Source organism: Planktothrix sp. (assembly GCF_046067725.1).
GTDB lineage: Bacteria > Cyanobacteriota > Cyanobacteriia > Cyanobacteriales > Microcoleaceae > Planktothrix.
The window spans coordinates 16,636-37,039 of record NZ_JBJUDF010000002.1; the positions used below are offsets into that span (position 1 = coordinate 16,636).

At 38.2% G+C, this 20,404-nt stretch carries 19 protein-coding genes; 13 read left to right on the forward strand and 6 right to left on the reverse strand.

Annotated features, from left to right (window positions below):
* The first annotated feature begins 61 nt into the window (after positions 1 to 61).
* On the forward strand, positions 62 to 298 hold the full coding sequence (locus ACKPEB_RS00130; RefSeq protein WP_408962727.1) for a hypothetical protein: 237 nt from the start codon (positions 62 to 64) through the stop codon (positions 296 to 298).
* A 19-nt stretch (positions 299 to 317) separates the two neighbouring features.
* Here ACKPEB_RS00130 and ACKPEB_RS00135 read toward each other — a convergent pair whose 3' ends face one another.
* The gene (locus ACKPEB_RS00135; RefSeq protein WP_408962728.1) at positions 318 to 953 is read right to left on the reverse strand and encodes a hypothetical protein; all 636 of its coding nucleotides are present in this window, start codon (positions 951 to 953) and stop codon (positions 318 to 320) included.
* 94 nt (positions 954 to 1,047) lie between these two features.
* Here ACKPEB_RS00135 and ACKPEB_RS00140 point away from each other — a divergent pair, with 94 nt between their 5' ends.
* The 4 genes from ACKPEB_RS00140 (at position 1,048) to ACKPEB_RS00155 (ending at position 5,906) form a co-directional block, all read left to right on the forward strand.
* Complete coding sequence (locus ACKPEB_RS00140; protein ID WP_408962729.1) at positions 1,048 to 1,590, forward strand: GAF domain-containing protein; 543 nt, start codon at positions 1,048 to 1,050, stop codon at positions 1,588 to 1,590.
* A gap of 105 nt (positions 1,591 to 1,695) precedes the next feature.
* Positions 1,696 to 2,331, forward strand: coding sequence for a uracil phosphoribosyltransferase (gene upp / locus ACKPEB_RS00145; RefSeq protein ID WP_408962730.1), 636 nt, complete (start codon positions 1,696 to 1,698; stop codon positions 2,329 to 2,331).
* 29 nt (positions 2,332 to 2,360) lie between these two features.
* Positions 2,361 to 3,839, forward strand: a complete 1,479-nt coding sequence (locus ACKPEB_RS00150; RefSeq protein WP_408962731.1) for a CoA-acylating methylmalonate-semialdehyde dehydrogenase — start codon at positions 2,361 to 2,363, stop codon at positions 3,837 to 3,839.
* A gap of 501 nt (positions 3,840 to 4,340) precedes the next feature.
* The gene (locus tag ACKPEB_RS00155; protein WP_408962732.1) at positions 4,341 to 5,906 is read left to right on the forward strand and encodes a hypothetical protein; all 1,566 of its coding nucleotides are present in this window, start codon (positions 4,341 to 4,343) and stop codon (positions 5,904 to 5,906) included.
* 54 nt (positions 5,907 to 5,960) lie between these two features.
* Here the strand turns inward: ACKPEB_RS00155 and ACKPEB_RS00160 are convergent, their stop codons facing one another.
* Positions 5,961 to 7,148 carry a ferrochelatase gene (locus ACKPEB_RS00160; protein WP_408962733.1) on the reverse strand — a complete coding sequence of 396 codons (1,188 nt, stop codon included), beginning with the start codon at positions 7,146 to 7,148 and terminating at the stop codon, positions 5,961 to 5,963.
* A 182-nt stretch (positions 7,149 to 7,330) separates the two neighbouring features.
* Here ACKPEB_RS00160 and ACKPEB_RS00165 point away from each other — a divergent pair, with 182 nt between their 5' ends.
* From ACKPEB_RS00165 to ACKPEB_RS00185, 5 genes are all read left to right on the forward strand, one after another.
* Positions 7,331 to 7,882, forward strand: a complete 552-nt coding sequence (locus ACKPEB_RS00165; RefSeq protein ID WP_408962734.1) for a hypothetical protein — start codon at positions 7,331 to 7,333, stop codon at positions 7,880 to 7,882.
* Between the two features lie 11 nt (positions 7,883 to 7,893).
* Positions 7,894 to 8,778: an alpha/beta fold hydrolase gene (locus ACKPEB_RS00170; protein WP_408962735.1), complete on the forward strand. Its 885-nt coding sequence runs from the start codon at positions 7,894 to 7,896 to the stop codon at positions 8,776 to 8,778.
* Positions 8,779 to 8,872: 94 nt separating this feature from the next.
* On the forward strand, positions 8,873 to 9,538 hold the full coding sequence (locus tag ACKPEB_RS00175) for a DUF3318 domain-containing protein (protein ID WP_408962736.1): 666 nt from the start codon (positions 8,873 to 8,875) through the stop codon (positions 9,536 to 9,538).
* A gap of 179 nt (positions 9,539 to 9,717) precedes the next feature.
* Complete coding sequence (locus tag ACKPEB_RS00180; protein WP_408962737.1) at positions 9,718 to 10,743, forward strand: ATP-binding cassette domain-containing protein; 1,026 nt, start codon at positions 9,718 to 9,720, stop codon at positions 10,741 to 10,743.
* 63 nt (positions 10,744 to 10,806) lie between these two features.
* Positions 10,807 to 11,703, forward strand: a complete 897-nt coding sequence (locus ACKPEB_RS00185) for a ChaN family lipoprotein (protein ID WP_408962739.1) — start codon at positions 10,807 to 10,809, stop codon at positions 11,701 to 11,703.
* Between the two features lie 175 nt (positions 11,704 to 11,878).
* Here ACKPEB_RS00185 and ACKPEB_RS00190 read toward each other — a convergent pair whose 3' ends face one another.
* Positions 11,879 to 12,814 carry a serine hydrolase gene (locus ACKPEB_RS00190; RefSeq protein WP_408962740.1) on the reverse strand — a complete coding sequence of 312 codons (936 nt, stop codon included), beginning with the start codon at positions 12,812 to 12,814 and terminating at the stop codon, positions 11,879 to 11,881.
* 72 nt (positions 12,815 to 12,886) lie between these two features.
* Between ACKPEB_RS00190 and ACKPEB_RS00195 the strand changes: the two genes are divergently transcribed.
* A complete protein-coding gene (locus ACKPEB_RS00195) occupies positions 12,887 to 13,627 on the forward strand; it encodes an NlpC/P60 family protein (RefSeq protein WP_408962741.1) in 741 nt (246 codons plus the stop codon).
* Between the two features lies 1 nt (position 13,628).
* On the forward strand, positions 13,629 to 14,639 hold the full coding sequence (locus ACKPEB_RS00200) for a YbhN family protein (RefSeq protein WP_408962743.1): 1,011 nt from the start codon (positions 13,629 to 13,631) through the stop codon (positions 14,637 to 14,639).
* 28 nt (positions 14,640 to 14,667) lie between these two features.
* Here ACKPEB_RS00200 and ACKPEB_RS00205 read toward each other — a convergent pair whose 3' ends face one another.
* Together ACKPEB_RS00205 and ACKPEB_RS00210 are read right to left on the reverse strand one after the other, a co-directional pair.
* Positions 14,668 to 15,366, reverse strand: a complete 699-nt coding sequence (locus tag ACKPEB_RS00205; RefSeq protein WP_408962744.1) for an N-acetylmannosamine-6-phosphate 2-epimerase — start codon at positions 15,364 to 15,366, stop codon at positions 14,668 to 14,670.
* Positions 15,367 to 15,385: 19 nt separating this feature from the next.
* Positions 15,386 to 17,266 carry an ATP-binding protein gene (locus ACKPEB_RS00210; RefSeq protein WP_408962745.1) on the reverse strand — a complete coding sequence of 627 codons (1,881 nt, stop codon included), beginning with the start codon at positions 17,264 to 17,266 and terminating at the stop codon, positions 15,386 to 15,388.
* 172 nt (positions 17,267 to 17,438) lie between these two features.
* Between ACKPEB_RS00210 and ACKPEB_RS00215 the strand changes: the two genes are divergently transcribed.
* On the forward strand, positions 17,439 to 18,737 hold the full coding sequence (locus tag ACKPEB_RS00215; RefSeq protein WP_408962746.1) for a hypothetical protein: 1,299 nt from the start codon (positions 17,439 to 17,441) through the stop codon (positions 18,735 to 18,737).
* Positions 18,738 to 18,739: 2 nt separating this feature from the next.
* On the opposite strand, the gene sbcD is transcribed toward ACKPEB_RS00215, so the two are convergent.
* Entirely contained in the window at positions 18,740 to 19,963 is a 1,224-nt protein-coding gene (sbcD, locus tag ACKPEB_RS00220) for an exonuclease subunit SbcD (RefSeq protein WP_408962747.1), read from the reverse strand.
* Positions 19,964 to 20,404: the final 441 nt, after the last annotated feature.

Consider the following 20,404-nt stretch of genomic DNA (forward strand, 5'->3'; position numbering starts at 1 on the left):
AACTGGAACAAAATGTGTAATAAAGGATACGATGAATAAGCTCCATTAAAACATAATTACAATGGTTCCGATTTGCTTGATTCCTTTGTTGATGAGTTGTATTGCTGTTTGGGTCAGTCTGGGTAATCCCCAATGGGAACTAGATGACTTACCCAAACTTTTAGCAACTTTGATGGGTGTCATCTGTATGATTTGGTTTTTTGTGGCTACACCTTGGTTAATTAAACTGAGCCTGATTTTATTATTACTCCTTATAGGTAATAATGCCCTAGAAAAAAACTTGAAAACTGATGAGTAATTTCCCTCTGAGCTTGATTTTAATGATTAGAATTGGAAGCGGGTTCACCTAGAATTGTAAAGGACATTTTCCCTGTTAATCCGCTTTTCCAAGCCATCCCATCCTGATCTCGAAAAAAAATTTTTATATCAACACCTGGTAACTGAGTTTTCGGATCACTTGTCATCCATAACCAATCATCAGAATGGTTCTGAGTATGATTAACAATTGATAGCAAATAACGTCCTATTTCTAACCTAAACGGTTGTACTAAACCTACATAATTAAAAACCGGATGGGAAAACCGCTCAATATCCGTTTGAGTTGGGCGAACTTCCGTTAATTTAACATTAATTTGGGGCATAATTTCCGGTTTTTCTTCAACAATTTTAAAGATTCTGATTGAAAATTTATCCGTTGTCGGTTTCCCATCAGGAAAATATTGACCACTCCAATGAATTTGATGAATTTCAATCGGTTCTTGGGTAATAAACTCATAGCCAATTTGTTGTTGTCCTAAAAAGTATTGGCCATCAAAATCACTCAGTAATCCAAAGGAACCATTGCCTTCGCCTGAAGAAAAAATCACTTCAGCTTGTACGGGAAGCATAGATTCATTAATCCCAATCCAACTACTGATTAAAGTTGTTAAACTCAGAACACGAGGTGTTAACAATTTGATTCGTCTCAATATCATAGAATTGGATATTCTTACTAAAAAACTAAAATTAAGATACAATAGCAACTGTTGACTTTAGGTTGCTCCTATTATGATAGCTGCTTGGGTTCCCGACAACGAAACAGAACGATTAGATGCACTTTATGACTATAAAATATTGGATACAAACTCAGAACCCGCTTTTGATGAACTCACCCTTCTCGCAACCTATATTTGTAAAACACCTATTGCTTTAATTAGTTTACTGGATCGGGATCGTCAGTGGTTTAAGTCGATTATTGGCCCGATGCCATCAGAAACCTCAAGAGATATTGCCTTTTGTTCTTATTGTATATTACAAACGGATTTAATGATCGTTCCTGACACCTTAGAAGATGAACGATTTATTAATAATCCTTGGGTTATATCCGAACCTAAAATTCGCTTTTATGGAGGTTATCCCTTAATAACTGATGAAGGGTTTGCCATTGGAACGTTATGTGTTATGGATTCTATGCCTCGCAATTTAGCTCGATCACAAACAGAATCTTTAAAATTAATTAGTTCTCAAATTATGAGACTATTTAACCTTCGTCGTCACCTCTTAAACCTGAGTCAAGAAGTAGATCAGTGTTGGAAATCTCTACAAGTTTAAAATTGATTGATAGTCATCAGGAATGACAGAAAAACCAGGTTTCTAAACGTCTATGAGTTAATTCCATCTCCATTATAATCACCGATTCAACCTCATTCATTACTTATGTATCCGAACGTTACGATTATTCAACACCCTCTCATTCAACATAAACTAACTTTGATGCGACGAGAACAAACCAGTACGGCTAAGTTTCGCCAATTGCTACGAGAAATTAGTATGTTATTAGCTTATGAAATTACCCGTAATTTACCTCTGCGTCAAGAGTTAATCAAAACACCACTTGCGACAATGGCAGCCCCGATTTTAGCTTCAGAGAAAAAAATGGTAATTGTTTCTATTATGCGGGCAGGTCAAGGAATTTTAGATGGGATTTTAGAATTAATTCCCTCCGCTAGAGTTGGACATATTGGGTTATATCGAGATCCTAGAACCTTTATTCCAATTGAATATTATTTTAAACTCCCTGATGATGTAGAAGAACGAGATATATTAGTGGTTGATCCCATGATTGCTACTGGAAATACTGCCGTTGCTGCGGTTCAAAGATTGAAACAAGCCAACCCATTATCTCTTAAATTTTTATGTTTAATTGCCTCTCCAGAAGGCATTGATCATTTCCATTCCTATCATCCTGACGTTCCTTTATATACCGCAGCTATTGATGATCATTTAGATGAACATGGCTATATTATTCCAGGTTTAGGAGATGCAGGCGATCGCTTATTTGGAACCAAATAATTAATCATCTATTTTAGGACATTAAAACCATGACAAAAACCCCAATTATTCCCAACTATATTAACGGTCAATGGTGTTACTCTTCAGGGAAAGAAACTCTGGATGTGATTAATCCAGCGACCTTAGAACTATTAGCAAAAGTTCCCCTATCTCCTGCAACAGAACTTAATGATGTAGCTGCAATCGCCCAACAAACCTTTACTTCCTGGCGAAGAACCCCTGTAACAGAACGCATCCGTTATTTATTTAAACTGCGAGACTTACTCGAACAAAATCAACAAGAATTAGCTCAAACGATTACCCTGGAATGTGGAAAAACCTTAGCAGAATCTGTGGCTGAACTCCAACGAGCTATCGAAAATATTGAAGTAGCTTGCGGAGTTCCGACTTTAATTCAAGGTTACAATTCAGAAGATATTGCTAGGGGAATTGATGAAATTATGATTCGTCAACCGTTAGGCGTTGTCGCAATTATTGCTCCGTTTAATTTTCCGGGGATGATTCCCTTTTGGTTCTTTCCTTATGCGATCGCCTGTGGTAATACTTGTATTATTAAACCCTCGGAAAAAGTACCCTTAACGATGCAAAAAGTATTTACTTTAATTGATCAAATCGGATTACCGCCAGGGGTGATTAATTTAGTTAATGGAGCCAAAGAAACTGTTGATGCTATTTTAGATCATCCTAATATTAAAGCCATTAGTTTTGTAGGTTCCACTCCCGTTGCTCAATATGTTTATAGTCGCGCAGCAGCCAATGGAAAACGGGCACAATGTCAAGGTGGAGCTAAAAATCCAGTGATTATTTTACCGGATGCGGATTTAGAAATGACCACAAAAATTATCGCCGATAGCGCCTTTGGTTGCGCCGGACAACGTTGTTTAGCCACATCTATTGCCATTACCGTTGGTCAAGCTAAAGACAGTTTTACAGATGCGATCGCCACCGCCGCAGAAACTCGAATTGTTGGCTATGGATTAGACGAAACTGTACAAATGGGAACCGTGATTTCCGCCCAAAGTAAAACTCGAATTGAAAGATTAATTCAACAGGGAAAAGATGAAGGATCTAAAATTTTAATTGATGGCAGAAATCCCAAAATTTCCGGTTATGAACAAGGTTATTTTGTGCGTCCAACAATTTTAGAAGACATTAACCCCCTGGGAGAACTGGCCCGCACAGAAATTTTCGGCCCTGTCTTAAGTTTAATTCATCTGAATACGATTGAAGAAGCGATCACTTTTGTGAATCAAAGTCAATATGGCAATATGGCTTGTTTGTTTACCCGGAGTGGAGCAGCAGCGAGAAAATTTCGCTATGAAGCTCAGGCGGGAAATATTGGCATTAATATTGGGGTGGCGGCACCGATGGCATTCTTTCCTTTTAGTGGCTGGAAAGATAGCTTTTTTGGAGATTTACATGGTCAAGGACAGCACGCCGTTGAGTTTTTCACCCAAACCAAAGTTGTTGTTGAACGCTGGTTATCCGACTGGTCACGACAATTTTAACCAAAGTTTATGGAAATACAGCTAGAAAATAATAGCCAAAAATTATACGGTGTAAAGGATGTGGCTATTAGTGACTGTCTCAAGTATTGAGTTAAAAAAGATACAGACTTAAATTTAACAAATCTGCCAATTTTTTAAGCTCTATTAATTTAAAAAAATACTGGCCGGATTGATGAAGCTATGCTAGAGTCATGTTCAGGGATCCTATCTTAATAATAAAATCGGTTTGTACCCAGATTCATTGAGTCTACTTAACCTCTAATTGATCAACCTGCGACTATCTATTGAATAAAGGATTTTGCCTGTCTCATTGTTAAAGTTATTCTGATTGCACCCGGAATTGCCCTCAGCAAATTAAGTTTGTTTTTGAATTTTTCATCATTTATCAATTGGCTACCAGCAATATATCTTGCTTGTTAGTTAATCTTGTCATGTTTTCAATTCAGTATCAGCAACAAATATCGTTTGTTGTTGAAATATTTAAGACCACTCACTTAAAATATGAAACTATCAAACAAAGAAATCCTGAGTTCTCAGCTTCTACCAAAAGAACTATCAGATTCAAAGGTTTGTCCTTGGATTCCTATTCTTGTAATCCTCGTTTTATCAACTGCCTTACGTTTATATCAAATCGGAACAGAAAGCCTTTGGATTGATGAAAACTTTAGTATTCGAGATGCCGAACAATTACGATTAGGAACTCGCCCCCTTTATTATGTATTGCTACGGTTGTGGATGGTTTTCGGAACCAGTGATACTTGGTTAAGATTGTTATCGGTTCCGTTTAGCTTAGGGAGTGTTTATCTCACCTATTTACTAGGGTTAAAAGTTGCATCTCGTTCTGTTGGTTTAATGGCTGCTTTTGTAATGGCAGTTTCCCCCCTATTTGTGGGCTATGCTCAAGAAATTCGGATGTATTCCTTGAGTACCTTTTTAACCTTATGGGGAACTCTCGCCCTCATTGATATCTTAGAAAACACCACAAAATATTCTTTTCGATCTTGGATTCTTGCTAGAGGTTTAGCTTTGTTAACAACGCCCTTAAATATTTTGCTATTACTAGCAGACTTAATTTTATTGGGCTGGAAATTTCGGGAGCAAAGACATCGATTTCGCAAGTTAGGAAAAGGCTTAATTTTAATCGGTTTATTTTGGTTGCCCTTTGCCTATGTTCTTTGGAAAGCCACCCCTAGATTTATGACAGGTTGGGTTGTCTATCAAGCTAAACCCGGTCTGGGAGCCATTCCCTCTAGTCTCGTTGAATTCACTGCTTTCTGGCCCTTGACTAATCTATATAAATTAAGGGAATTAGACTTCAGTTTAGCCAGTTGGACACGTAACGAAACTCGCCTGTTATTTTACGGCATTTATGCCTTAATAATGGTATTTTTGCTCGGCATTAGTTTACTCACAGTTAAGGATCAAATTCAAGAAAAAACAAATCCCCCTAAACTACTCTGGGTTGTAATTTGGGCTTTATTTCCCAGCCTTCTACTGGTGATCATTTCCCATGTTTTAAGTTCTATTTGGAGAGACCGCTACTTAATTTTTGTAGCACCTTATTACCTAATTTTACTAGCCGTTGGTTTTCAGCAGTTGTGGCGACACTATCGAGCCATTGCATTTGGAATTGGGCTTGTTTATTTCATAGCAGTTGCTGGAGGATTAAATCATTACTATAAAGTCATTTACCATGATGATTGGAAAGGAGTTGCTCAACTGATTCAACAACAGGAAAAACCGGGAGATGTGATTGGATTTTTTGCTGATGAGTGGGAACCCCATTTAGCTCTTCCTCGCTACTACAAAGGCTCTTCATCCTTACACATAATGGCATCAGGAAAAATACCTCCTACCCGCGAAGAAGGGCCCAGCTTTCTGCCTAAAATGTTTGATAATTTACCGCCCACTCAATCCCGTTACTGGATCGTGTATTATGAACCGCACGGTTTAGACAGAGAAACTGTGACTAACACAATCAAGAAACGATATAACGTGATTTATTCTCAACGATTTGGTAACTCCGTTAATTTTGATACCATTCTCTTTTTAGTTAAACCCCGTTAATTACTCGTATCGGGTGTTGGTGACTAACTCTTAACCAACACCCATTTTTAATCCTTAATGGTGGTGATGGTGATGACCATGATCATGATGATGGTGATGATCATGATCATGGCTATGATGGTGATCATCATGGCTATGAACATTCGCCAAAGACGGATTAACCGCTAAAGCCATTTCATTGAACAGCACTTCAATTTGGGGATTTGCCCAATCTGCTGCCATTTTCAGAAATTCTGGATGATCGTTGACACATTCCATTTGAACATATTTAATATCAGAATATTGGCGACGTAACGCCTCAATAATATGTTCAACATCTAACAACGTTTCATGGTTTTCTGTGGCAAATCCAATGGGCATAAATACCACCGCTTTTGCCCCTAATTCAATGAGATTCTTCGCGGCTAATTGAGCGTTAGGTTGAGTCCATTCAATTAACGGAGTGTCATGGTTTAACCAACCCACAGAAATTAACGGATAACGGTTAATTAACGTTTCCCGTACCTGCTCATACAACGCTTGACTTTCATCAATTCCTGAAGTAAACCCTTTGGCTTTATGGGGACATCCATGATTCATTAAAACAATGCCAATTTGAGAGGGAAGATAAGCTTGAATTAGTTCATGCTGAATCTTATCTTCTACTAACTGTTCTAGCAGTTGAATATAGGCAGGTTCATTATAAAACGAAGGAATATAACGTTGACCTTTCACCCAATGTTCATCTGTATCGGCTAACTTTTCTAAGGCTTTATTCACCTGTTCAACGGCAATGCCACTGGTAAAAATAGAGTCAACAACTAATAAAGGATAAATCAAGAGTTTATCAAATCCTTCGGCTTTAATTTCAGTTAAAACCTGTTCAGGAAGGAAAGGAGCGCAAAAGTTAAAGGCTTTAAATACTTTAATGCGATCGCCCCATTTTTCTTTTAAATGTTGCTCAATTCCCGCCCGTTGTTTCTCAAAAATTGCATTATGGGGAGAAATAAAATTACCATGTTGATGACTCCATTCATGGAGATCAAACATTGCTAAAAGTTTAGCCAAAGGCGGATAAATCCAAGTGGGAACAGGGGCAAATTTAGCGGTTAACAGATTTAACGCTTGTTCGTTATAATTAGCAAAGTCCTCATAACTTTCGACTTCACCATAACCCATGAGCAAAACCGCCACTCGATTTTGACCTTCTGTCGGGGTAGATGCTGAAGGAATAGTTTCCAGTTTTTCAGGAGTCGCAACCACGTTTTTGTCCTCACGTTCAAGTGCTGAAGAAAGAGTCCTTCCAGGGAGATGTTCTCTTCCTATGACAAACTCTCCTTAAAAGTTTAACATCCCCTATGGGGGGATAGGGAAGGGGGAGCAGGGGGAGAAGGGGGTTCTTGATCGCTGTCAACTGTCAACTGTCAACTGTCAACCGTTAACAAATGTTATTAATTTGTCCGGGTATTCATGAAATTAAATTAACAGAATGTTTTTTAAATGGAATTATAGAAAATTGGAGAGAACAACAACAATTAGGAGAATTATTAATTTTTCCAACTCATGAATATCCGGCTTATTCAAGTTTTGATATTTATGATTTTATTCGACAAAATAACCCTAAATCTGCTATACTAATTATTAGTTTTAGTGCTGGCGTTGTGGGAGCAATAGGGGCCGCTTTGGCTTGGCAACATTTGGGAAGGACAGTTACAGGGTTAATTGCTATTGATGGTTGGGGAGTTCCATTAGTGGGAAAATTCCCAATTTATCGAATCAGCCATGATTATTTTACCCATTGGAGTTCAGCATTATTAGGAAGCGGAAACCAAAGTTTTTATGCAGATCCAGCCGTTGAACATTTAGAAATATGGCGATCGCCCCAAACCACAAAAGGATGGTGGAACCATGAAACATCAACTGGAATAAAAACAGCAACACCAACAACCGCCGCAACCTTTATTCAAAATATTTTAAAATCAAGCTTATGGATTTAACCTTTAGGAAAATGACCGTAGCCACAAATCTAAATAAAACCTTAATTTCTGTTAATGGCGTAGACCATTACTGCGAGTGGATAACAACAGCCCATTCTAAACCCGGAACAAAACCCGTGATGGTGTTTATTCATGGTTGGGGCGGTTCAGGACGGTATTGGGAAACCACCGCCCAAGCCTTATCCGAAGATTTTGATTGTTTAATTTATGATTTGCGAGGGTTTGGACGGTCAAATTTACCCCTAGCCGTTACCGATACAGGCGCATCAGAACGTTATGAATTAATTGAATATGCTGAAGATTTATGTACCTTATTAGATCAGTTAAATTTAGATCAAATTTATCTCAATGCTCACTCCATGGGCGGTTCCATCGCCGTCTTATTTTTAAATCGATATCCCGAACGAGTCAAAAAAGCAATTTTAACCTGTAGCGGCATTTTTGAATATGACGAAAAAACCTTTAATGCCTTCCACAAATTTAGCCGTTATGTCGTCATGTTTCGCCCCAAATGGTTAACTTTAATTCCAGGGGTTGATAAAATGTTTATGGCTCGATTTCTTCACCGACCTATTCCTCGCCCTTTAAGTCAAGCTTTTTTAGAAGATTTCTTATTAGCAGATTTTGATGCCGCCTATGGAACCGTTTTAACCTCGGTTTGTAAAGAAGCAACAGAATGGCTACCCGAAGAATTCAAAAAATTAACCGTTCCCACCTTATTAATTGCTGGAGAACATGATCAAATTATTCCCGCCGAAATGGGACGAAAAGCCGCCGATTTGAACCCTAAAGTTCAGTTAGCCATTCTCAAAGACACCGCCCATTTTCCCATGTTAGAAGATCCCGAAACCTATTTACAAAACATCCGAGAGTTTTTAAACAAGGTTGACGGTTAACCGTTAACTGTCTCCAGATAGTTGCAAACGAACTGCGATAGAATAAGATCAAATACAACTCGTTGTTTTTGGAAATTTCGTTGAGCCGGAAACTATGACATCCTATGCAACCTCCACTGCCAGAGCCGAAATGAGCGAACTCCGGCGACTAAAAGGCTTACTTCCCCCTGAGTTGCAGAGTTGGGTAACGGTGGAGAAAACCGTCGAAGTCAACCCCCCTCTCGTCCGTTGCGAAGAAATTGGCAAGGATCAAGTTGAAATTCAAATTGACTTGGTTCGTTGGGAACAGTTGGCAATGGATCAGCGCAATTTGCTATTTTGGCATGAAGTCGCCCGGATTCAAAATGATACTATTCCCAGAGATGGTTGGGAAATGGCAGCCTTAGCCATTGGTTTAGGTGGCGCCGTCGGAGAACTGTGGGTACAGGACGGACTGCTATTATTATTAGCCTTAGCATTATGTGGGGTTTCCGGCTATCGTCTTTATCAAAAAAATAACGGAGAACGTACCCTACAGGAAGCGTTAGACGCCGATGAAAAAGCTATTTCTCTAGCCACTCGTTTCGGTTATACCTTACCCAATGCTTACAAAAGTTTAGGAAGTGCGTTAAAAACCTTAGTCGATCAAACACCGAAAAAACGTCAAAAAGCTCGTTATGAAGCACGACTTCAAGCCCTCAAACGCAGCGCCGCTAAAGCTAAAGCCAGAGTCAAAGGTGGAAGTGATCCCTCGTCTAGTTCAGAAAATGTATTTAATTAATTGATTGGCTTTAGATTAGGCTGCAATTATTCCATCTAGGGTGCGTTACACTTAATTGTCAGCGCACCCTAAAATTTTCTAACAAGAAACCGGGTTTCTCAAACAATCTGAATTCAACAACGAAAGATCACGACAGAAACCCGGTTTCTGATACCTAAGCAGAAAATTTGAAATCAACTATGTCAATTATTGTTGCTGAACAATTAAGTAAAGTTTATCCGGTTGCCATTAAAGAACCCGGATTTCAAGGAACAATTCGTCATTTTTTTAAACGTACCTATCGAAATATACAGGCAGTTCAAGGCGTTTCTTTTAAAATTGAATCTGGAGAAGTAGTCGGGTTTTTAGGGGCAAATGGAGCCGGGAAAACCACTACTTTAAAAATGCTAACCGGGTTAATTTATCCCTCTAGTGGATTTGTCGAAGTCGCTCATCATATCCCCTTTAAACGTCAGTCTAAGTTTTTACAAAAAATCACCTTAGTCATGGGGCAAAAACAACAATTAATCTGGGATTTACCTGTCTTAGATTCTTTGAAAATTAATGCAGCCGTTTATGGTCTTTGCGATGCAGAATATCGCCAACGGGTCGGGGAATTAACCGAAATGTTATCCTTAGAAGGAAAATTAAAACAACCCGTGCGAAAACTGTCGTTAGGGGAACGAATGAAAGCGGAATTAATGGCAGCTTTATTACATCGTCCCCAAGTCTTATTTTTAGATGAACCCACGTTAGGATTAGATGTTAATGCTCAAGTGAATGTACGGGAATTTTTAGCCGAATATAATCGCCGTTATCAAGCAACAGTGTTATTAACAAGTCATTATATGGCGGATATTACGGCATTGTGTAAACGGGTGATTTTAATTCATCAAGGATTATTAATTTATGATGGCAGTTTAGAAGGATTATTAGAACGATTTGCTCCCTATCGAGAAGTGAAAATTGAATTAGAACATTGTTCAGGAGAAATGTTAGAAGGGTGTCGTCAGAAATTATTAACTTATGGCGATATAGAATCAATGGAAGGTCAAGTAGTACGATTATTAGTAGAACGGGATACCTTAACCACAACCGTTGCTAAAATATTAGCAGAATTTAATGTCCTTGATTTAACCGTGAGTGATCCTCCCATTGAAGATGTGATTGGTCGAGTTTTTCGGGCTGGAGTGGTTCATCAAGACAATAGAACCAGTAGAGAGTAAAAAGCAGAAATTCTGATCAGAGTAAAAATTTCGATAATGTTTAATTAGAGTCAAAAATAGCAGATGAACCTTTATTCATTAACACCAGTTTTAACCTATTCTTTGGGAATTTACTTATTATTTAGTCTGCCAACTTTAACTCAACCTGGGTTGGCAGTTCCTTTATCAGATGCTCCCGTTATTGTTACTTCAATGAATCGAAATAATTTGATTCAAGAATTAAGCCAAGCGCAGGTGATTTATTTGGGAGAAACTCACAATAACGTTGAAGATCATCAAGCTCAATTGCAAATGATCCAGACATTATATCAAAAAAATCCTAAAATTGCGATCGCAATGGAGATGTTTCAACGTCCCTATCAAAATGTTTTAGATCAATATTTAAAGGGAGAAATAACAGAATCTCAATTAATAGAACAAAGCCAATATCATCAACGTTGGGGGTTTCCTTGGGAAAACTACGCTCAAATATTACGATTTTCTCAAACTAACAAAATTCCTGTTTTAGCCCTTAATACCCCCACAGAAATCACCCGCAAAGTAGCACGAGAAGGGTTAGAAAGTTTAACAAAATCTGAACAAGAATATATTCCACCTTTGTCAGAAATCGATCTCACATCTTCTGAATATCGAGAAATGTTATTGAAGATTTATCAACAACATCTTCAAGGAAATCACAGTAACAGTCAGAATTTTGAGCGATTTTTTCAAGCTCAAATTCTATGGGATGAAACCATGGCGGATGCGATCGCAAATTTTGTTAAAAACAACCCGGATTTTCAGGTTATTGTCTTAGCAGGTCAAGGTCATATTGTTTATGGATATGGAATTCCTAACCGTGTAAAAAGACGATTAACAAATAATCCTTTCCGACAAAAATCTATCCTATTTCAATCTCAAAAGGAAGAACCCCAGTTTCCAAAGCCTGCGAGAATTGCTGATTTTATTTGGCAACATTAAGCCAATTTTATACAAAGGTCAGAACTCTTGACAATTCCTGTTTCTGATTAGCCATTGCTCAACAACGAATGTTTAGCCGCAGTGCTAGTTTAGATCTAGATCGCCTTTGGGGATTGAACGTTACAACTAAGACATTGCCTTGATTAAGAGTTAGTTAACGATTGAATCCAGAGAACTATAGGGTTTTCATGGCTTCTAAAACCTTTTGTGAAATAAACGGTAAAAGGTCATTATTTTTACTTTGGGCTTTTCCTTCGGTAAAAACTACTAATATATAGGGTCGAATTGAAGGAAGTTCAATATAGGCAGCATCATGACGAACTTGGCTGGTATGCCCCGCTTTTGACCACAATTTTGCAGTTTTAGGAAGTCCACCACCGAGAAAACCGGTGACTTGATTCTCTGGCTTTTCAGCTAACTCTTTGGGGTCAAGACTCCGTTTCATCAATTTCATCATCTGACCCGCAGCGATAGAAGAAACCGCAACGCCGCCAATAATACTATGCAATAATCGCGCCGTTGCATTGGTCGTTAACATATTGCGATTTTCCATTAATTCCCCTAGAAAAATACGTTCCCGACCGTAGGCTCCCTCACACCAAGTTTTTTGATTGACATTAATCGATTCCAATTCCGGCCAGTTGAGGGTTTGTAAATAACGATTGACTAAATTGCGTTGACTTTTCCAGGTTTCAAACGGCCCTGCCGATAATTCTGGGCCACTGGTAGTTCCGGTTAACACATCAACCACTAAACTGGTGGCATCATGACTCGAATCAATGATCATATCTCTAGTAGCTCGTTCTAATTCGGGCGTCGTGCGTAACATCCCCTTCTCTTTCCATTCAAAAACAGCCAATAAATAAAACAATTTCACAAGACTAGCGGGATAAATTCGTTCAATTCCCCGATAATTAAATCCACGAACCGGATATTTCCAAAAGTCTTCCGGGGTTAAAGCCCCTCCGGTATTAACAGGAATCGGGGGGTCATACACTAACCAGGTCATGGCAACTTGATTGGCAGCTAAACCTGGAAATTGTGTGCGCGTTGCATCTATAATGCCCTTGCCCAGAGTTTCTAATTGTTCATCGGAATGAAAAAAAGTCATTGTTGTTAATGGTTGACGATTAAGAGTTAACAGTTGGCAGTGAATATCTATTCTTTTATCGACTCATCTATCATGGTTGAATGTTTATCAGATGCGATTGAGTATATTTGTAGAGAGAATTTAGATCTCTATGATTCGAGCGAGTGTCAAACCTTAGCGACGCAAGCGGGAAAAGGACGTCATTTACGTTTGCTTCCTGAACAACAAAATCAGATTAATCGTTCAACGAGTATTTTAGTACAACTCTGCGAAGATAATTACACTGCTTGGTTACGCAGGGGCGATCAAAATCAACTTGACATTGCAACTCAACTTTATTCTGCGCCGGTATGGTCTGAGGCTGACATTCAAGCTAAAATTCCTCAAGTGATTCAGTTTACTCAAGCTGCAATGGCAACCCCCAATCACTACCTTTGGGGAGGAACAGTTGGCCCTCATTATGACTGTTCAGGTTTAATGCAAGCAGCATTTACCTCTGTCGGAATATGGATACCCAGAGATGCTTATCAACAGGAGGCTTTTACACAACCGATTGATTTTAATCAAGAATCATTAAATTTTTCTGGTCTTCTCCCTGGAGATTTAATCTTTTTTGGAACGCCCCAGAAGGCAACCCATGTCGGATTGTACTTAGGAAACAGGCAATATATTCATAGTTCAGGACGTGAATATGGTCGCAATGGAATTAAAATAGATGTTTTATCACCAGCAGGAGATGCCTGTATTCAGTATTATTTCCAACAGTTGCGGGGGGTAGGACGAGTGATTTCTAGTTATCAACCTACTGCTTCAACTCATTCATTAGGACTCTAAAATGCAACCCACAAAACTTAAAAGTAAGCAGCCTCAAGCCGATATCAAGTTTCTATCCTCTGGAGGGTTATTAAAACCTTTGAAAGTGCTTCTAGGTTTGGTTAAACCTTACTTAAGATGGTTGATTTTAGGGGGAACATTATTTTTCCTGGCTGCCAATTTTAAAAAGCATTGGCAAGAAATTTCAGAAATTGAGATTACCTCAACGGGATGGATGTATCTCACCTTAGCCCTGGTGCTAACGCTTTTTGCCAATCTTTGGTCAGCATGGGTGTGGTTAGGAATCGTGAAGGAGTTCAAGCAACCTGTTAGAGCACGTTGGGGATTACAAGTTTATTTAATTACGAATATTGCTAAATATTTACCGGGGAATATTTGGCATTTTTATGGGCGAATTGTAGCCATGAAAGACTCTGGTGTGGCTCTAGGAGTGGCGGCTTTAAGTGTATTACTAGAACCGTTAATGATGGCAACGGCAGCCTTGGGAGTAGCTTTAATTAGCTATCGAAGTCCTTATTGGATGTTACAAATTCTCGGTTTAATTGCTCTAGGTATTGGAATTCATCCTATTGTTTTAAACCCTATTCTTAAATTTTTAGAAAAATCAAAATTCAAAAATAAATTATCTAATCTTGATGAAGAAAATTTCTGCCAATTACACCATTATCCCTTCAGACCGCTTTTGGGAGAAGTTGGGTTTATTTTATTAAGATGGGGCGGGTTTATGTTTACCTTCCTAGCATTACAACCTCTGCATCTGGAGCAACTTCCTTTGTTATTGGGAGCTTATAGTTTTTCTTGGTTATTAGGATTATTGGTTCCGGGTGCCCCCGGAGGATTAGGGGTTTTTGAAGCCACTGCTTTAGCATTATTGGGTCAACATTTTTCAGCCCCAATTTTATTAAGTGTGATTGCTTTTTATCGGTTAGTGAGTATTATCTCTGAAACACTAGGAGCATTATTAGCTAAATTAGATCAACGATTTCTGGATCATTATCACCCGATAAAATAAGCAGTTTTTCTGTATTTTTTTAGTTTCCCTATTCCCGATTCTTGGATGAAGCAACAGCTTTTTGATAAGCTTGAACTAAAAGATCAATTCCGGTAATTGCACCGCCAACAACAACAGCATAAGCTCCTAACTCTAAGGCAGTTTTTGCCATTTCAGGGGAAGAAATTCCCCCTTCACAAATAACAGGAACTTGTAACTGGTTCACCATTTGGGTTAATAATTCAAAACTGGGGGGAGACTGATCTTGGGTGGCTTGGGTATAACCATATAATGTTGTTCCCACACAATCCGCACCTGCGTCTGCGGCAATTTTAGCAGCTTCTAAACTATCGACATCCGCCATGACTAATTTGCCTAATTCTTGATGGATTTTAGTAATTAAATTTTGAACCGTTTCTCCTTGGGGACGTTCTCGCAATGTCGCATCAATAGCAATAATATCCGCCCCAGATTTAGCAACGGCGATCGCATCTTCAAATCGAGGCGTAATATAAACGTCAAACCCTGGAATTTGTTGTTTCCATAAGCCAATAATCGGTTGAGAAACTTGTTGACGCACCGCTTCAATCTGAGTAGGAGTATCAATTCTCACCCCCACAGCACCGCGATTAACGGAGGCTTTAGCCATCGCTGCAATCACAATCGGATCATGCAATGGAGAATCAACAGGAGCTTGACAGGATACAATTAATCCCTGTTTTAAGGTTGACAAAATCTCTGGTTTCATGGGTAAAATGAGTTAAAAGTTAAGTCATTTTTAAGGTTATCATTTTATTGAGTAATTCGTCCGGTTGAATCGGTTTAACTAAACAATCATAATATTCAAAGGATGGGTTAAGTTTGGACTCAAGCAAGCAGCTTTCATCGGTTAATGCTAAAATTTTAATGGTTTGGGTTTGGGGTTGATGATGAAGTTGATTAAGAATTTCATGGCTGAATTGTCCGGGTAAATTTAGGTCAATAATCACAGCATCCGGTTGTAAGAGTTCAATTTGTTTAACGGCGGTAAACCCTTCTGTTAACCAAACCACTTGATATCCGGCGGCGGTTAATAAATCACAAATTAAAGTGGCGGTTTCTTCATCCCGTTCAATTAAAACACATTTGCGATGAGGAGAATTAAAATAAACTGAAGGCAACGAAGTTTTAAAAGGAGATGCGGTGATTTCACCGTAAGATTTTTTAGACATTAAAGGTAAAGCGGGTAAGTGTACGGTAAAGATAGAACCAACACCCACTTTGGATTCAACATGAATTGCACCGCCATGTAATTCAACCAGTTGTTTTGTTAAGGCTAATCCTAAACCTGTCCCTTCATACTGACGGTCATAAGCGGAATTTAACTGCTGAAACTTTTCAAATAATAACGGTTTTTTATCATCAGGAATCCCAATTCCCGTGTCTTCAATTTTTAAAATAGCAATATTATTATCTACCTTAAGTTTCAAGGTAACTCGTCCGCCTCTGGGCGTAAATTTTATGGCATTTTCTAATAAGTTAAATATAATTTTCCGAATCCTATCTTCATCTCCGGTAAAACGATTTTGCTGTGGCTTCACTTGGATTTTACTGGTTAGTTCAATTTGATTATACTCCGCTTTTTTCTGAAAATATTTTAAGCTTTTTTTGACTAATTTTGATAAAGAAAATTCACTAATTTGTAAAACTGTTTTTCCTGCTTCTACTTCTGATAGATCTAAAATATCATTAATCATTTCTAATAATTTTTCACCACTATCATGAATGGTTTTTAAATATCGTTGTTGCTGATCTAGGGACATTTTATAATGAGTTGATTGTTCACCGCTATAGCGTAATAAAGTTTCTGAAATGCCGATCACGCAAGTTAAGGGGGTGCGTAATTCATGACTCATGGTTGCTAAAAATTGGCTTTTAGCTCGGTTCGCAGATTGTGCGCCTAATAAAGCATCATGAAGGGCTTGTGTCCGTTCTCTGACCCGTTGTTCTAGGGTTTGTTTTTGTTGTTGAAGTTGGGCGTAGAGTTGGGCTTGGTGAATGGCAATGGATAAATGTTGAGTAATTTTTTTTAAAAATCGTTTTTCCATTGTTTTCCATTTCCGGGGTTTGAAACATTGATGAGCAATTAATAGACCCCAGAGATTGTCTTGAACCAAAATAGGAACAACAATGAGAGATTGAACTTGAAATTGTTTTAAAAATTCAATAAAACAGGGCGTGGAAGCATACTCATCTTCCAGATTAGAAACGGATTTAATCAAACCTTGACGATATTTCTTGAGAAAATTACAATCCTGTTTAAAACAATACTGATCTTCTGATAAATTTAAAACGGAAAGAATCTCATGAGAAGAACGATCTTCATAGGTCACTTTTCCCTGGGGACATCCTGAGACCTCTTGAGCCATGAACTGCGATGATGGTTCTAAGGTTCCCTCTCCTCCGCAGTCCGATTCAGGGGCTTCTATTGTTGATAGGTATTCTAGCTCAAATTGATAAATGAGCAACCGATCAACCCATAAAAATTGTCGCAACTGTTGAACCGCAGTTGACAAAATCACCGATAAATCCAAGCTCTGACGAATCTGAGTCGTAACTTGATTCAGAAGTCGTTCTTGTTGAAGCTGCTGGTATAAGGCATCGTCCACAGGCTTATATAACCGTCACTCTAAAGAATAGGGGAGGAGGAAGAAAAAGCAAAAAAATTGTAGCCATTTTTATAGCTAGTTGCGAGTTTACGGTTCTAGGATGGACATAACAGTCTTGCCTCATCAGTATGATCTTGGAAAAACTCCTGTTTGCGTTGAACCGCCAAAATGAATGAGCAGCCAATCTCCCATCACTTTTGATTCTACCTTAGCTTCTGTCCTTTCTTATGACTTTAGAGTCAGTTCTACCACTTTAGGACAAAGTATAGCTACGAAGTTTGCCCAAAACCCCGATTTACCGGGCGTTATTATCATGGATAACCGCCACTTCTTAGGAATGATTTCACGGGCAAAGTTTCGAGAACAAGTGAATACTGCGCAGCGAGAAAATTTATATTTTAATCAACCGATTCAAATGCTTCTCGATTATCTGAGGATTCCTGCGTTGTTGCTGGATCAAAATTGTAAAATTTCAGATGCTGTCAATAGTGTATTGAATCGCTCTAAAGAATTAATTTATGAGCCGATTGTTGTCATTTTTGAAAATAAATTTTATCGGATTATTGATATTCAAACTTTATTATTAGCTCAAAATCAACTGTTCAATCATGCTCAAAATTTAATCCACCAACAACAAGCTCAAATTCAAAAATATTTCCAGAGCGTTGAATATGATAAAAATCAAGTTAGAGAGTGCAATAAATATTATCAAACCAAACAAAAGGAAATCAAAAAAAATTATGATGATTTCTTGAAAATAAAACAACAGAAAATCTTTGAAACTGCACAAAAAATTACAGGGGTTAATCAGGATTTTTTACAGTTAAGTCAGTTAGTTATTAAGGAAACTAATAAATCTTTCCATTCTATTTCTAGTCAAACTAATTCTATCCGGGCTAATAGTAACCATATTCAACAGATTAGTGAGTTAATTTATAGTGACTTAGAATCGATTTATTCCTCCTGTAATGTTATTGCTAAGATTCTTCAACAAATTCGTCATTTGGCGGTACAAGCCTCTATTATTGCCTACCAATCCCAAGCTACTCCCCAAAGTTTTAGTAGGGTTAATGCAGAAATAAATAAAATGCTAAACCAAATTTTAAATGTTAATCATCAGATGAATAAAAATGCAAATCATTTTAGATTTCATGCTCAAAAACTTCAAGATATTGCTGAAAATGAAACCCATATTGCTCGATCTATTCTCTTAAAGTTAGAACGGGCGGAACTTGTTATTAAGGAATTAGAGAAACTGATTGATAGTTACGATCCTAATTTAATTATTTTAATTGTTGAACAAGCTAAAACTATGCGCCCTGAGTTAATCCCTAATTTAATTTCTAATCTAGAAAATTTAGTAAGTTCTCCAGAGGAAAATTCAGGCTCAAGCTCAAATCACGAGCATTTAATTGGCTTAATTGAACACACCTTGAGACAGAAAAATAATCCCTCTGCTTCTGACTCTTAATTCTATTTCTCCCCAGCTAATAAAATTTGTGCTGCTTGCACCATTTCCAAGTGAAATCCTTGTAAATCTTCTCGACTGCTTAAATAGGTTTTTAACGCTTCTAACGGATCAATGCTACTTCCTGCATCCAATTCGGGTAAACGAGGACGAGCTAACTGACTAACTAATTCAGGTTGAATGGTATAGGTGTGTGCGCTAGTTAAAAGATGATGCAATTCCGTTCGATTAATTAAGTCTAATTGATCAGAACGGACTTGATAAATTAAGCGCACAACAGCTTGTTCAATTTTATATTTTTGAATCGTTTTTGTTAAGAGTTCTTGAGGGTCTTCGGCTTTAGACAGATCAACTTTAATCGTACAAAATGCACGAGCAGGTACCGGACAAAATTCCCAATTGACTTTTCCTTTTTCGATTTCAACTAAAACAAATCCTTTCTCTTCTTTCTCTTCACTAAAATCAACTCGTTCAATACTACCTGGGTAAATCACAGGCGGATCATTGGTGCGATTCAGATTTTGATGTTTATGGACATGACCTAACGCAACATATTCAAAACAAGAGCGAGTTAAGAGGGAAAGGGGAATATTAAAACCTTTACCAACGGCTAAAAAACGTTCGGCTCCTAAATTAGCTTTATCGACCATTAAATGCCCTAAGAAAACCGTTGGTAACTCAGGATTTAAACAGCGAATTTCTCCTTCTAAAGCAACAGTTAAACGTTCAATTAAAAGTTGATTCACGGCTTCTAATGAGAGTTTTTCCGTTTCAGGACGAGTTAATAACGTTGAGCGAGTTAACCAAGGTAAAGTAATGACTTGAATCGCTCCATTTTGAGTGAGAATAGTATGGGTTTCTAAGCGATCGCCAACGACAAACCCAGGAATTCCTAACGTCCGATAAATTCCTAAACTGGCTCCCCCCTGTCCTTGGGAATGTTGATCATGATTTCCCACTAATAAAACCGTTGGAATTTCTGCATCCACTAACCGCCGAAATTGAGCCGCAAACGCTTGTTTAACATAAGGAGCCGGGGTCGCATCAGGAAAGGCATCTCCCCCAAATAAAACTAAATCAACAGGTTCTGCGATCGCTCGATCAATACAACGTCCCAAAGTTGCGATAAAATCCTCTAAGCGGCTATTTAACCCGGTTTCAGGATTAATTCGACCGTGAGAAAAACTACTCCCTAAATGAATATCAGAAAGGTGCAAAATTTTAATCATTGCTGAGTTTATCTAACTGGATTCATTTTAGTATAATCCAAATCAGACAATTCCTTGTTAGGCTTCAGTCTTTAATCTTTAACACTAAAGAGAAACAAGCAATCGGTGTTTAGTTGTAACTGGATGGAAAACGATCAACTTGCTCTATAATCAATTCATCAACACCCAGATTAGATACCATTCAAAATTTAGCTTCTTCCGCACTCGTGCCCCACGTCTGACCCGGTAGGGCAGCGTGGGATGAATTGCGGTCAGGGACTATGATTGTTTAATGATTGATTATCCTTAAAAAAGGAGGTCAGCACCCCGCACTGAAGTGACGGGGCTTCATACCTCTAGCTTCAATTAGTTGACCAGCCTAAGTCTTAACTGACTACGTTATCTGAGTCAAGATACTCACGAATGCGACGCTAGTTTGTGGCTCTATCGTTAACCATTAAA

Bases quoted from the DNA above. Each gene is read 5' to 3' on its own strand.
- ACKPEB_RS00180 (WP_408962737.1), top strand. From the start codon at position 9,718: ATGTCAATTATTGTTGCTGAACAATTAAGTAAAGTTTATCCGGTTGCC.
- ACKPEB_RS00165 (WP_408962734.1), top strand. From the start codon at position 7,331: ATGTTATTAATTTGTCCGGGTATTCATGAAATTAAATTAACAGAATGT.
- ACKPEB_RS00190 (WP_408962740.1), bottom strand. From the start codon at position 12,814: ATGACTTTTTTTCATTCCGATGAACAATTAGAAACTCTGGGCAAGGGC.
- ACKPEB_RS00205 (WP_408962744.1), bottom strand. From the start codon at position 15,366: ATGAAACCAGAGATTTTGTCAACCTTAAAACAGGGATTAATTGTATCC.
- ACKPEB_RS00195 (WP_408962741.1), top strand. From the start codon at position 12,887: ATGGTTGAATGTTTATCAGATGCGATTGAGTATATTTGTAGAGAGAAT.
- ACKPEB_RS00150 (WP_408962731.1), top strand. From the start codon at position 2,361: ATGACAAAAACCCCAATTATTCCCAACTATATTAACGGTCAATGGTGT.
- ACKPEB_RS00185 (WP_408962739.1), top strand. From the start codon at position 10,807: ATGAACCTTTATTCATTAACACCAGTTTTAACCTATTCTTTGGGAATT.
- ACKPEB_RS00130 (WP_408962727.1), top strand. From the start codon at position 62: ATGGTTCCGATTTGCTTGATTCCTTTGTTGATGAGTTGTATTGCTGTT.
- ACKPEB_RS00155 (WP_408962732.1), top strand. From the start codon at position 4,341: ATGAAACTATCAAACAAAGAAATCCTGAGTTCTCAGCTTCTACCAAAA.
- upp (WP_408962730.1), top strand. From the start codon at position 1,696: ATGTATCCGAACGTTACGATTATTCAACACCCTCTCATTCAACATAAA.
- sbcD (WP_408962747.1), bottom strand. From the start codon at position 19,963: ATGATTAAAATTTTGCACCTTTCTGATATTCATTTAGGGAGTAGTTTT.
- ACKPEB_RS00200 (WP_408962743.1), top strand. From the start codon at position 13,629: ATGCAACCCACAAAACTTAAAAGTAAGCAGCCTCAAGCCGATATCAAG.
- ACKPEB_RS00170 (WP_408962735.1), top strand. From the start codon at position 7,894: ATGACCGTAGCCACAAATCTAAATAAAACCTTAATTTCTGTTAATGGC.
- ACKPEB_RS00215 (WP_408962746.1), top strand. From the start codon at position 17,439: ATGAGCAGCCAATCTCCCATCACTTTTGATTCTACCTTAGCTTCTGTC.
- ACKPEB_RS00175 (WP_408962736.1), top strand. From the start codon at position 8,873: ATGACATCCTATGCAACCTCCACTGCCAGAGCCGAAATGAGCGAACTC.
- ACKPEB_RS00140 (WP_408962729.1), top strand. From the start codon at position 1,048: ATGATAGCTGCTTGGGTTCCCGACAACGAAACAGAACGATTAGATGCA.